7 protein-coding genes and 3 pseudogenes are annotated in these 13,476 nt (G+C 38.3%); 5 read left to right on the top strand and 5 right to left on the bottom strand.

Annotation, left to right across the window (positions count from 1 at the left end):
- The first annotated feature begins 16 nt into the window (after positions 1 to 16).
- Complete coding sequence (gene pcrA, locus PL9214_RS04015) at positions 17 to 2,389, top strand: DNA helicase PcrA (RefSeq protein WP_072717565.1); 2,373 nt, start codon at positions 17 to 19, stop codon at positions 2,387 to 2,389.
- Positions 2,390 to 2,494: 105 nt separating this feature from the next.
- Here pcrA and PL9214_RS04010 read toward each other — a convergent pair whose 3' ends face one another.
- From PL9214_RS04010 to pyrG, 4 genes are all read right to left on the bottom strand, one after another.
- Complete coding sequence (locus PL9214_RS04010; RefSeq protein ID WP_072717564.1) at positions 2,495 to 3,115, bottom strand: tetratricopeptide repeat protein; 621 nt, start codon at positions 3,113 to 3,115, stop codon at positions 2,495 to 2,497.
- Positions 3,116 to 3,430: 315 nt separating this feature from the next.
- Entirely contained in the window at positions 3,431 to 5,596 is a 2,166-nt protein-coding gene (locus PL9214_RS04000) for a serine/threonine-protein kinase (protein WP_072717563.1), read from the bottom strand.
- A gap of 182 nt (positions 5,597 to 5,778) precedes the next feature.
- A complete protein-coding gene (locus PL9214_RS03995) occupies positions 5,779 to 6,198 on the bottom strand; it encodes a hypothetical protein (protein WP_072717562.1) in 420 nt (139 codons plus the stop codon).
- A 199-nt stretch (positions 6,199 to 6,397) separates the two neighbouring features.
- Positions 6,398 to 8,122 (bottom strand): CTP synthase, encoded by a 1,725-nt coding sequence (gene pyrG, locus PL9214_RS03990; RefSeq protein ID WP_072717561.1) that lies wholly within the window; start codon positions 8,120 to 8,122, stop codon positions 6,398 to 6,400.
- Between the two features lie 194 nt (positions 8,123 to 8,316).
- Between pyrG and PL9214_RS33205 the strand changes: the two are divergent.
- The 4 genes and pseudogenes from PL9214_RS33205 to PL9214_RS33190 form a co-directional block, all read left to right on the top strand.
- Positions 8,317 to 9,027, top strand: a pseudogene (locus tag PL9214_RS33205) (DUF4347 domain-containing protein); the annotation flags it as partial.
- A gap of 9 nt (positions 9,028 to 9,036) precedes the next feature.
- Positions 9,037 to 9,717, top strand: a pseudogene (locus tag PL9214_RS33200) (choice-of-anchor L domain-containing protein); the annotation flags it as partial.
- An 18-nt stretch (positions 9,718 to 9,735) separates the two neighbouring features.
- Positions 9,736 to 10,047: pseudogene (locus PL9214_RS33195) on the top strand (Calx-beta domain-containing protein); the annotation flags it as partial.
- A gap of 81 nt (positions 10,048 to 10,128) precedes the next feature.
- A complete protein-coding gene (locus PL9214_RS33190; RefSeq protein WP_437126742.1) occupies positions 10,129 to 11,664 on the top strand; it encodes a hypothetical protein in 1,536 nt (511 codons plus the stop codon).
- Between the two features lie 117 nt (positions 11,665 to 11,781).
- On the opposite strand, the gene PL9214_RS03980 is transcribed toward PL9214_RS33190, so the two are convergent.
- Positions 11,782 to 13,440: a CocE/NonD family hydrolase gene (locus tag PL9214_RS03980; protein WP_072717559.1), complete on the bottom strand. Its 1,659-nt coding sequence runs from the start codon at positions 13,438 to 13,440 to the stop codon at positions 11,782 to 11,784.
- Positions 13,441 to 13,476: the final 36 nt, after the last annotated feature.

Genomic DNA, 13,476 nt, shown 5'->3' with positions numbered 1-13,476 from the left:
CCGTGTTTTTCTAGCCATGACTCAAACTGTTGATTTCCTTAGTCATCTCAATGCGTCCCAACGTCAAGCGGTTGAGCATTTTTGTGGCCCAATGCTGGTGGTGGCGGGGGCGGGTTCGGGTAAAACACGGGCGTTAACCTATCGCATTGCTAATTTAATTCGCAGTTATCGGGTTCATCCTGAAAATATTTTAGCGGTGACATTTACTAATAAAGCCGCTAGGGAAATTAAAGAACGAGTTGAGTCCATTTTTGCTCAACAACAAGCAGAAATCGAATTTGAAAAACCCTTGTCGGCTTTAGCCCCTGATGAGCAAACTCGCCTTAAATCAAAGGTTTATCGCAGTATTACTAAGCATCTATGGATGGGAACGTTCCATAGTTTATGCGCTCGAATATTGAGATATGATATTAATAAATATCAAGATGAAAGTGGGCGAAAGTGGGATAAAAACTTTTCAATCTTTGATGAAGATGATGCTCAAAAACTGGTTAAATTTATCGTTCTCAAAGAAATGAATTTAGACGATAAAAAATTTGAGCCTAAAAAAATTAGATATTCTATTAGTAATGCCAAAAACTTAGGGTTATCCCCTCAACAATATGCCAAGGAAAACCCGGATTATTATGGAAGAGTGGTATCAGAGGTTTATAGTGCCTATCAATCTCAGTTAGCTGCCAATAATGCCTTAGATTTTGATGATTTAATTCGAGTGACCGTTGATTTACTCAGTCAAAATGAACAGGTTTTAGCCTATTGGCATCAAAAATTTAGTCATATTTTAGTCGATGAATATCAAGATACCAACCGTACCCAATATAATTTAATTCGATTATTAGTTACCAATGGCGAAAACCCCAGAGCGTTCAAAAATTGGCAAAATCGCTCGATTTTTGTCGTGGGAGATGTGGATCAATCGATTTATTCCTTTCGCATGGCAGACTATAAAATCTTGTTAGAATTTCAACAGGATTTTGGCGATCGCTTACCCGATGACGATACCCGTACTATGATTAAATTAGAGGAAAATTATCGCTCACGGGAAAATATTCTCCAAGTCGCTAACCATTTAATTCAACAAAATACAGAACGTATTGATAAAATTCTGCGTCCAACGCGAGGAGAAGGACAGCCGATTTATTGTTATAAGGCAGATGATGAAATCGATGAAGCTAATTTTATTTTATCACAAATTCAAGGAATTAGTCAACAAAATCCCGAATTAGATTATGGGGCATTTGCCATTTTATATCGAACCAACGCTCAATCTCGCGCCTTAGAAGATGTGTTATTAAGACATAATATTCCCTATACCGTTGTCGGAGGATTAAGATTTTATGACCGCAAAGAAATTAAAGATTCCTTATCCTATTTAAGAGTCGTTGCGAACCCCGCCGATAGTGTGAGTTTACTCAGAATTATTAATGTCCCCCGTCGAGGAATTGGGAAAACCACCATTGATGGGTTAGTTAATGCGTCTCAACAGTTAGGAATTCCCCTCTGGGAAGTGATTACTGATGAAGATTCAGTCAATACCATAGCCGGACGTTCAGCAAAATCCGTCAATCAATTTGCCCAAATTATTAAAACTTGGCAAGAACGCCTAGAAGACCATTCTGCATTGCAAATTTTAGAAGGAATATTAGAAGATGCAGGTTATATTCAAGACTTGAAAAAAGAAGGAACTGATGAGGCAGAAAACCGTTTAGAAAATATTAAAGAATTGAGTAATGCGGTGTCTCAATTTCAAGAAGAATATGAAGATAATACCTTAAGTGGATTTTTAGCCAGTGCGTCCTTATCTTCCGATTTAGATAATTTACAAGAAGGACAAAAAGCTGTTTCTTTATTAACCCTTCATGCGGCTAAAGGATTAGAATTTCCCATTGTGTTTTTAGTCGGTTTAGAACAGGGACTTTTCCCGAATTATCGCAGTTTAAATGATCCCTTATCCATTGAAGAAGAGCGACGTTTATGTTATGTTGGTATTACTCGCGCTCAAGAACAATTATTCTTAACCCATGCTTGTCAACGGCGGTTATGGGGATATTTAGAACCCTGTATCCCCTCAATGTTTTTGAAGGAATTACCCGAAGGATTAATTCATGGGTATATTCCTCCCTCTCAACCCAAAGCAGCTAAAAGTAAGGGAACTAAAAAAGAAGCCAAATCACCCACTGAGGTTAAACAACCTGCAAAAAATGTTAACTTAGAATCCGATGTAAAACAATGGAAAGTGGGGGATAAAGTGTTTCATCGTACCTTTGGAATTGGAGAAGTAACGCACGTTTTCTCTAATAAAGATAAATTGTCTTTAGCGATTAAATTTGGAAGTCTAAGTCCTAAAATTCTTGATCCGAAAACGGTTCCTTTACAACGCTTCAAATAATCCCGTTGTTGCGCTTCAGTGCAATTCATTTATTATTGAAGTCGAATGATAGATGGTGTTGAATTAATATGGAGAAGATGTGCTAAAGCACAACAACGGGTGGAGCTAAAGCTCAACACCAAATTTTATATTTTGATGAACAACGGCTAAATTCCACATATAATCATCAATTTTATATTCAGTTGCAGCTTGATTAATATAGGTTTTAGCTTGTTCTATATTTTGTTCCGCTTCATGATATAATCCTAAATAAAGATGGCTATAAAAATTTCCGCGTTTTCCTTGGTTTTGCCCAATTTTTAATAAATCTTCCGGGGTACAATTTCCCGCAAAAAGATCATAAACGCTTCTGAGGACAGGACGGGGATCATTTTTAACCGGAAGCAGGGTATTTTTAGCGGCTTCAACTCCTTGAAATTGGGCAATACATAAATAACGCCAAACCGTTTCCTCAACGTCTTGGGAATTAACGGTTAAATCAATTTCAAATTGTTCTGCACCGAGTTGATATTGTTGAGAATAATAATAGGATAACCCCCGTTGCCAAAGATAAGGTTTAACGGTCGGATTTAATTGTTCAGCGTGATCAAAGTCTTGAATTGATTCAGCAATTTTTGCTAATTTAAAATAAACCATTCCCCGTTGGATATATCCTCTAACATCATCAGGATGGGAAGGTCGATATTGAGTCCAGTAGTTAATTTGTTGTTCTAAGGAAAGAGACATATTTGATCAATTTGAGGTAATGATAAACTAGAATATAATATAATGATAAAGAATCACGCTGATGATCATGAGCTTTATGACTGACTTACTCACAGAAGGCTTCAAAAAGTCCCAAAGTCTACCCGATTATTTACAAGATGAACTAGCTGCACAGCTAATTGAGGATATTGAGAATGATTAGAATTCAAAAAGCTAAATACAACAGAGCCTGTATATTCAGTCAGGGCGGGAGTCGGTTGGTGTGCCGTAGGAGTTATGAAAAATTCGGATACAATCATCTGGTTTTGGATTGGTTCCCATTCTGACTATGATAAGCTACTCAAAAGTTGAATTCAGATTAATATTAACATCTTGAATTTGTTTTTCAGCTTGCTCTTTCGCCTGTATTGCTGCTTTATAATCAGGATGATATTGTAACGCTTTGTCATAAGATGAAATCGCTTCTGGATATTGCTTTAAATTGACGAAAGCATTCCCCCGACTGTACCAAGATTCTGCATGATTCATTTGTTGATAAATGGCTTCATCATAGGAAGCGATCGCATCTTGATAACGACCTAAATTATATAAAGCGTTTCCTCGATTATACCACACTAAATAATCCTTTTTTTGAATTTCCAAGGCTTTATCATAAGCCATTAAAGCTTCTTCATAACGTTTAAGTTGATGCAATGACCATCCCAAACTATACCAAGCTTGATAATAAGTGGGTTGAATTTTAACCGCCTGTCGAAAGGATTCAACGGCTTCTTTTTCTTTCCCTTCCTTTCCTAAGCCATTCCCTCGACTATACCAAGCTTGATAAAAATTAGGATTAAAACGAATGGCTTTATCATAGGATTCCGTTGCGTCGCCATAACGTTTCAATTGCATTAAAACATTGCCCAAATGATACCAGGCATTCGGATCATTAAGTTTAATTTTAACAGCTTGATTATAAGCCTTAACCGCTTGTTCATAATCTTCTAAATAATGATAAGCCCTTCCCGTTTTATAGAAGGCTTCAAAGGAAGAAGGAACTCGATCTATCACTTCTTGATAAGATTGAATGGCTTCTTCATACCGTTTAAAATTCAGTAAAACGTCTCCTTTTCCGAGCCAAGCTTCTATCGCGTCTGGATTTTGTTTAAGGGCTTGTTCAAAACTGGTTAAAGCATCAGAATAGTTTTGTAATGCATTGAGAACTTTTCCCCGACCAATCCAAGCTTCTGGATAATTGGGGTCAACTTGAATCGCCTTATCATAAGCTTCTTGGGCTTGGGGATATTGTTCTAATTGATATAGGATTTTACCTTTTTCTTTCCAAGCTTCTCGATAATCGGGTTTTAAATTCAGGGCTTGATCATACCGTTTTAAGGCTTCTGGATACCGATTTAATTGATATAAAGTGTTTCCTTGATTATAGAGATCTGTTGCATTATAAGATTTGAGAGAATACCATAAATAAATCCCTGTTACAGTTGCGAATCCCATTACCCCTAAGATTGCTAAAATTATAGCATAAAATTTAGGCTTTGAAGGTTGAATTTTTAAAGGTTTAAGCCAAAATTGAAAGGCAGGAATTGTAGCCACTGGAGCTTGATTTAAGCTTTTAATCGCATTTAAAGCTTCTGTTGCGGAAGTATATCGTTCTCGAAAATCATAGCGCACCATTTTATTTAAAACTTCAGCAAATTCTGGGGTGACGGTGACTTGATTTTGCCAAATAATTTCTTCTGTATCAGGATGAGTTGGTAATTGATGGGGGGCAATTCCAGTTAAGGCTTGAATGCCAATCATTCCTACTGCATAAATATCACTACTGGGTTTAGGATTTCCCCTCGCTTGTTCACTCGGCATATAACCGGGGGTACCAATGCCAACACTCACCAAACTTTGATCAGGAGAGTTTAACATTTGGGTTGTAATTTGTTTAACAGCCCCAAAATCAATTAATACTAATTGATTATCAATTTTACGGCGGATGATATTTTTAGGACTAATATCTCTATGAATAACATTTTGTTGATGAACAAAATCTAATATTGTTAAAATATCTTGCAATAGAATAATAGTTTCGGCTTCGTTGAATCGTCCTTTGGGAAGATTGGGTAAAACTTGAGTTGTACTAGAATGAATTGAAGGAGCGTGAGGCGGTTGAGTTTGAATCAGTGGAAAATTTGGGGTTAATTCTTGACTTAAATCATGCCCTTCAATAAATTCTTGAACGAGATAAAATTCTTGATCTTCTTCAAAAAAAGCAAATAATCGGGGAATCTGTTCGTGATGTCCTAAACGATATAAAACTTGAGCTTCGGTTTCAAATAAACGTCGGGCAATTTGTAGAGTTGCTGGGTTCGTTACTTGGGGTTTGAGTTGTTTGACCACACATTGATGACCATCTGGCAGTTGCAGATCTTCAGCAATATAGGTATGGGCAAATCCTCCACCCCCTAATGATTGCACAATCCGATACCGTCCGCCCAGTGTGGTTCCCTGCATATTCCTAGATAATGATTGACGATATTTAACGTTAAGTTCCGCCTGGGTTTATTTTATAGCAGGGAACATGAAATAGGGAATAGAAAATATAGCACTACCCATTACAGTTAGGACAGCCTAAATCATGAAACTCATTCCCTTCTCCCCTTCTCCCCTTCTCCCCTTCTCCCCTTCTCCCTCCTCTACGGCACAGAATATCCCGTTTTTTGATTAATAAAATCTAGGACTTTAGAATAAGCTTCGGAATTAGTTTGAGGATTAATAATAATAGATTCTTTGCCATCAGGAAGCCAAAACATAATGCGTTGACTGGAATCAAATACAAAGGTACTCAGACGATTCAAATCAATAATATATTCATGCCGATCATAAACAATTTTAACCCAATAGTTACCGATGGGATGAATAGTAATCCTTTGAATATAAGCTAAAATATCTTCATAGGTTTTAGGATTATTGTTATTGTTAATAATAATAGGTTTGCCATTATCTGGCAACCAAAATGTAATTCGTTTGTTAAATCCAGATGCAAACGCACTAATACTATCCAGATCAATTAGATATGTTTCTCGCTCATAATTCATTTTGATCCAGTAAGCCACAAGACCTCCTCAGACTTGTGAATCCTTGCCGGGACTCAACTCGTTTCCTACTCAATAAATTCGATAACAGACTTCTAGGAAAATCATCACTCACCCCTTTTCCCCGGTTATAAAATCAGGATGATCGGGTGAGTGCAAAATTTTCCTTCAGATTAGAAATGGATGCCCCTAGTCTTTTTTCACAACTACATTGATAATTTTAGGATACTTCCGCCGGAGAATTAAGCACGGAAGGAGACTGTAATTCGGTTGGGTTTAATTGCCCGTTGCTAGGTTGAGTTGTTAAGGTTTGGGTTTTTTTTAATAAGTGGGTTGTTGCTTCCACAAATCCTTGAAATAGGGGGTGAGGGCTATTAGGTCGAGACTGAAATTCGGGGTGAAATTGGGTCGCAACAAAGAAAGGATGATTGGGAAATTCAATAATTTCTACTAAACGACCATCGGGGGAAGTCCCACTAATCGTATAGCCAGATTCTAAGAATAATGTTCGGTAGGCATTATTAAATTCATAACGATGACGATGGCGCTCATAAACAACTTCCTTCTGATACAGTTTAAACGCTAAAGTATCCGGTTGTAAACGGCAGGGATATAACCCTAAACGCATGGTTCCCCCTAAGTCTACAACGTCTTGCTGTTCGGGTAATAAATGAATGACAGGATTAGGGGTTTCCGGGTCAAATTCAGAGCTATGGGCTCGTTCAAGTCTAGCTTGATGACGCGCCCATTCTATCACTGAACATTGCATTCCTAAACATAATCCCAAGAAGGGGATTTTTTGTTCCCGTGCATATTCAATGGCTGCAATTTTACCATCGGTTCCGCGTTGCCCAAATCCTCCAGGAACGACAATCCCTTGCACATTTTTGAGGTAAGTTTCAGGGCTATTGCCTTCAATATCTTCTGAGTTAATCCATTCTAAACTTAATTCTGCACCCACTTGAACGGCTGCATGACGTAGGGCTTCAACAACGGATAAATAGGCATCCGTTAACTGGATATATTTCCCCACAATGGCAATTTTAATGTTGGGATGGGGGAGTGGACATTTTGTATTGAGATCTCGATGATAAAGCCGATCAACTAAAGTTTGCCATGCGGTTAAATTGGGTTCTCGTTGCTCTAATTGTAACAGCTTTAAGCTTTGTTCTGCAAGTCCTTCTTGTTCTAAAAGTAAAGGCACTTCATAGATACTATTGGCATCACGGGAGGTAATCACACAATCAGCTTCTACATCACAAAATCCGGCAATTTTTTCTTTAATTCCCAGGGGAATTTGGCGATCGCAACGACACACTAAAATATCCGGTTGAATGCCAATGGATCGTAATTCTTTAACCGAATGTTGGGTGGGTTTTGTTTTCATTTCCCCGGAAGCACCAATCCAAGGAATTAAGGTAACGTGTAAATAAATAACATTTTTGCGTCCTACATCTTTACGAAATTGACGAATCGCTTCTAAAAAAGGTAAGGATTCAATATCACCAACGGTTCCTCCCACCTCGGTAATCACAACATCTGGATTCGTATTTTTTGCCACTCGATGAATGCGTTCTTTACATTCATTAGTAATATGAGGAATGACTTGAACAGTTCCTCCTTGATAGTCTCCTCGACGTTCTTTATTAATCACAGCTTGATAAATTCCGCCAGCCGTGACACTATTGAGACGGGACATAGAGGTATCGGTGAAGCGTTCATAGTGTCCCAGGTCTAAATCGGTTTCCGCCCCATCCTCAGTGACGAAAACTTCACCATGCTGGAAGGGACTCATGGTTCCAGGGTCAACATTAATATAAGGATCAAGCTTAAGAATAGAGACGGAATAGTTCCGGGACTTGAGGAGGCGTCCTAAACTCGCAGCAACAATTCCTTTGCCAATACTGGATACCACTCCACCCGTTATAAAAACAAACTTAGTCATAAAAATTACCTGAGCGTCTCTAATACTCTATCAATTGTGCCATAAGCGCTTCCAGAAATTGAGATTAACTCACAATTCCGTAGGTTCCCATCCCTTTAGTTAATATCAACTCCAACTCAATTATTGTATAGATTTTTAAAGAAAATTGAAGAAAAGACAGAGGCATGAATCGTTGAACGAGATGAACACCCTTGATGAAAGCGTTAAGAAAGCGTTTACATTGGGGAAAAAAACGCTATACTAAGTTATTCTACCGCATTACTAACCCCAGGGAACTTAATAGGATTAAGCCAGATTTGATTCACCCCTTGAATCGCTTTCATCATATAATCCGATCTACCATGACTGTTTTTACTTCCTTGCTTCATTTTGGGTTAGATTTCATCACTACCCGTAATTCCTCGGACTTTTCCCCAAGTTCTGAAGTCGTTACTGAAATTTTATTCATTGATTCGGGCGTTACGGATTATCAACATTTACTATTAGGAATAAAACCGGGAATTTACCCAGTGTTGTTGAAGGATGAAATGGATGGCATTCTTCAAATTACTGAACATTTGAGCCAGTTTAAAAATTTAGAAGCCATTCATTTAGTTTGTCATGGCAGTCCGGGAGAACTTTATCTCGGAAATAGTAGTTTAAATTTATCGAATTTATCGAATTATATTCAATCGTTGCAACAGTGGTCAAAGGCCTTAAATCCCCAAGCCAACTTACTCATTTACGCTTGTGAAGTAGCCGAAGGTTGGCAAGGAAAAGCCTTTGTTAAAGCTTTCAGTCAAATTACCCAAACTCACATTGCTGCGACAACGGAAAAACTGGGTCAAGGCTATTGGGATTTTACCGTTAAAACTGGAATCATTAAGGCTGAACTTGCCTTTAAACCTCAAATTTTAAGCACCTATGATCACCAATTAGCATTTTCAGTTACTACCAATAATAATTCCCAGGATTTACTCAATACTCTCCTGGGAAATACAAGCGGATTAAGTAATTTTTTCTTAGAAATTACAGGAGATCCCAATGCCATTGGTTTGTTTCAAGATGATCCTTTTGGTTTAACGTCGGGAATTATTTTAAGTACCGGAAATACGGTAGAAATTCCGGGTGTTAATACCACCTCTAGTTTGGGCAGCGATTTAAGTACCGATTTGGGAGACTTGGGTGTAGCGGGAGATGCAGTCACCTTAACTATTACCTTTGATGCGAATGACACAGCCAAACAATTATTCTTTCAATATGTCTTTGGTTCTGAAGAATTTGTAGAATATGGAGGAGACATTTTTAATGATTCCTTTGAACTGTTATTAAACGGAAATAATCTCGCGAAACTGAGTGATGGTCAAACAGTTACGATTAATAATTTAGTTCCCAATGGAGAGGATTCTAGCAGTTTTCATCCTGATTATATCAATAATCCTAGTAGCCCTAATACCCTAACTAAATTAGATGGTTATACAAAGGTTTTAACCTTTTCCGGGGATGTTATTCCCAATAGCAAAAATACCTTAAAAATTCAGATTCAAGATGTCTCTGATGGCTCATTAGATTCGGCTGTTTTTCTCAAAAGTGGTGCATTAGGAACCGTTTTACCCACTGATACAACATCATCTGTTAGTTTCTCTCAACCCACCTATCAAATTAATGAAGATGGAAGTTTAATCAGTTCAGAAATTACGATTAACCGCAGTGGAGATGCAACCCAACCCGCCAGCGTTGATGTGATTTTAAGTGATGGAACTGCCACCGGAGGGACAACCCTAACGACAGGAATTGACTATAATAATACTCCAATTTCTGTTAATTTTGCTGCCAATCAAACCACCGCCAATATCAAAATTCCCATTAATTTAGATGATAGTATTGAACTCACAGAAACCGTTAATTTAGCCTTAGCAAATCCTAGTAATGGTATAGCATTAGGTTCTCAATCTACGGCTGTTTTAGATATTGTTCAACCTAATACTATTTTACCTTTTGTTAATCTCGGTATTAGTCCACAGTCTTTGACAGAAAACGAAACTTTAACGGTATCAGCAGTCTTATCTTCAGTTACAAATCAGGATGTTAGTATTCATTTAGGATTTCTGGGAACTGCCAAAAAAGATGTTGATTATACCGCCTCATCGGATGTGATTGTAATTCCGGCGGGGTCAACCAGTGGAAGCATAACCTTAACCACCATTAATGATGATTTACGCGAAGAAAATGAAAGCATTATTATAGATTTATCCAGTCTCAATAATGCAACATCCTTCGGGGTTCAGCAGGTTGTTTCCCAACTCATTAATAATCCGAATTCCTCTCCCTCCCCAACACCAGAACCGACCCCAGAACCCAGCCCACAACCAACACCACAACCAACACCACAACCAACACCAACACCCGAACCCATTCCTAATATTAACTTAAATCTCAATCCTGACTGTGGTTGTGATAGCTTAACTCCTCCAACGATTAATAATATTATTCCCAATGCTGGGGAAGATACTATTAATGGCAGTGATAACAATGATCAATTACAAGGAGATGACAAAAAAAATGTTTTATTTGGGGGGGTCGGAAGTGATGAAGTCTATGGAAAAAATGGGGATGATAATGTTTATGGTGGTCAAGGAATTAAGAGTAGCACCGGGAAACCGAATGAAACAGATGTACTATTTGGAAATCAAGGATTAGACTATGTTAACGCCAGTGAAGGTGCAGATAAACTCTATGGCGGTAAAGATGACGATGCTATTTTTGCGGGGAAAAATAACGATCTAATTTATGGAGATTTAGGAAATGATACCCTGTTGGGAGACTTAGGAGATGATACCGTCATTGGTGATACTAACGAACCTAAATTTGAGAACCCCCCCGGACAAGATTTACTATTCGGAGGAGAGGGAGTTGATATCATGTTTGGAAATGGAAATAATGACACCCTCAGTGGCGGTTTGGGAAGCGATAAACTCAATGCTGGGAAAGGAGATGATCAAGTTTTTGGGGATGAGGATGCAGATGAGCTTTATGGAGATTTAGGGAAAGATACGCTGTGTGGGGGAGAGGGAAACGACACCCTTTATGGGGGGACTACAACGAAAACCACCGTTACTAATGGCGAAGATAATGATGAATTGTGTGGCGGAAATGGGGATGATCTTCTGAGTGGAAATGAAGGACAGGATATTATTCATGGAGAGGGGGGAAATGATACCCTGCATGGTGGTTTGGATGGAGATACATTAATCGGTGGGGAAGGAAATGATCGGATTTTTGGCGAGAATGGAGATGATATTTTATGGGGAGGAAATGGCAATAATACCTTAACGGGAGGTCAAGGAAAAGATCTGTTTTTAATTGAGGTTCAGGGTCAACAACTGATTACTGATTTTACACAAGGTCAAGATGTTTTAGTTCTCACGGCTGGATTAACCTTTGAACAATTGAATTTCACGATTAATAATGGAGCTTTACAGATTCAAAATCAAGGTAAAACGCTAGCCATATTAACCGGAATTTCTAATATTAATCAAAGTGATTTTGTATTAAGTTCTTAAACTGTAGAGAGTCCCTTTAACACTGTATGAACCACTGCTTACAGCATCTTCTGCAAAAGTGACCTCTCCCCAAACCCCTCTCCTACTTGACGAGGGGCTTTGATTTCGTTCCTTCCCCTAGGCAGAAGTTGATACTCTAATATTTGAAGGGAAACTATCTCCAGAGTAAATTGTTAATGTGATGATTTGATAATCGATTAGACGAGTTTGATTAACCGGTTTTCCTGTTCCTGGGTTAACTGGATAAGCTGGAAAACAAGCCGCACTGACACTTAAACGTAAACAATGACCTTGCGGAATTTTAATACAAGTAGGTTGCAGTTTTATTTGATATAAATTAATATTTTGTTCTCGGTTTAATACAGAATTTTCGGTAGAGTTATCGAGGTTAATTCGTTGATAACCTTGACTAAAATTATAAACGCTGCCATCCAGTTTAACTTCCGATAAAACTGCACATAAATCAAAACTGGGTTTATCTGCACTACAATAAATTTCTGCTGTTAAATCTCCCGTTAAATGTAAATCTTGGCTCAACGGTTCAGAGGTATAAGTCACAATATCGCTGCGACAATCTAAATTAGAACGGTCAAAGGAACCCGTTGGATACATAACATGACCTCCGAGTGCTGGAACCGGACGCCAAGGGTCATGAACAAAGACATCTTCTTGAGGGTTTTTAGGACAATTAGGAGTTAATATTCCAGCATCTTCTCGTAAATTAGCGAGTCCATTTGTTGATAAATAATATACCAGGGAAGAAGAGGACGGCAAATGTTTGAATTCTCGCCAGTCTTGACTCCCCATTTCAAATAAACAAACCCGATTTTGATTAAAAATAGGATTTTCTTTGCCTTTTAAAAAGGTATCAAACCATTGAATTTGTAGCGTATCAATAAAGGTTGATGCTGTTAAGCCATAATTGAGTCCCCCGACTTTTCGCCCCCAGGGAAGATGAGCCCAAGGGCCGATAATTAAGTGTTGGGGGTGTTGACTGCGATTTACCATTGCTTGATAGAAATGAATGGTTCCTCTTAAATAGGTATCAAACCAACCCCCAATATGCAGCATGGGTAAATCTAAATTCTCTAATTTTGGAGATAGGTTTTGCCAATATTCATCGGGTTGATCATGAGCTAACCAATCGTGATAAAATGAATCTGGATCATGAATTTTTAACACCTCTGGACTGCTAGGAATGGCATCAAAAAATAGTAAATTTCGAGACGCTTGATAAAGTATATTATAAGCGGTTTCGTTCCCTTTTAATCGGGCTGTTTCGGCTGAAATTTGTATCGCCCATCCTAAGTTAGCATATAAACAAAAAGCACCCCCTTCATAGGCCCAATCTGCATATAAATCATGACTCATCATCGCCGGACATACGGTTTTTAAAGCTTGGGGACGAGTTGAAGCGGCATAAATTTGGGTCATTCCTTGATAGGAAAAGCCATACATTCCCACCTGACCATTACTATAGGGAAGATGAGCAACCCAATTAACGGTATCAAATCCATCTTCTATTTCATGGGTAAAAAGTTTAAATTCTCCTTCTGAAGTTCCCCGCCCTCTAACATCTTGAATCACCACAATATACCCTTGTTGAGCATACCATTTAGGATGGGCATAAACAACGGTCGATGCGATCGCTTTTCCGTAGGGTTGTCGCATTAATAAAACGGGTAATTTTTCTTCGGTTTGGGGTCGGTAAATATCTGCATCGAGTCGAATGTTATCACGGGTGATGAGAGAGGCTGTTTCTTGAAGTATATTCATAGGTAAAATAGAGAATAGAGAACCAAAAATTAGAAA

The organism is Planktothrix tepida PCC 9214 (genome assembly GCF_900009145.1).
Lineage (GTDB): Bacteria > Cyanobacteriota > Cyanobacteriia > Cyanobacteriales > Microcoleaceae > Planktothrix > Planktothrix tepida.
Note: the sequence above shows the minus strand (reverse complement) of the source record. Positions and strands in the feature narration are given on the sequence as shown.

Coding starts and splice junctions, on each gene's coding strand:
- PL9214_RS04010 (WP_072717564.1), bottom strand. CDS start 3,115: ATGTCTCTTTCCTTAGAACAACAAATTAACTACTGGACTCAATATCGA.
- PL9214_RS03980 (WP_072717559.1), bottom strand. CDS start 13,440: ATGAATATACTTCAAGAAACAGCCTCTCTCATCACCCGTGATAACATT.
- pyrG (WP_072717561.1), bottom strand. CDS start 8,122: ATGACTAAGTTTGTTTTTATAACGGGTGGAGTGGTATCCAGTATTGGC.
- pcrA (WP_072717565.1), top strand. CDS start 17: ATGACTCAAACTGTTGATTTCCTTAGTCATCTCAATGCGTCCCAACGT.
- PL9214_RS04000 (WP_072717563.1), bottom strand. CDS start 5,596: ATGCAGGGAACCACACTGGGCGGACGGTATCGGATTGTGCAATCATTA.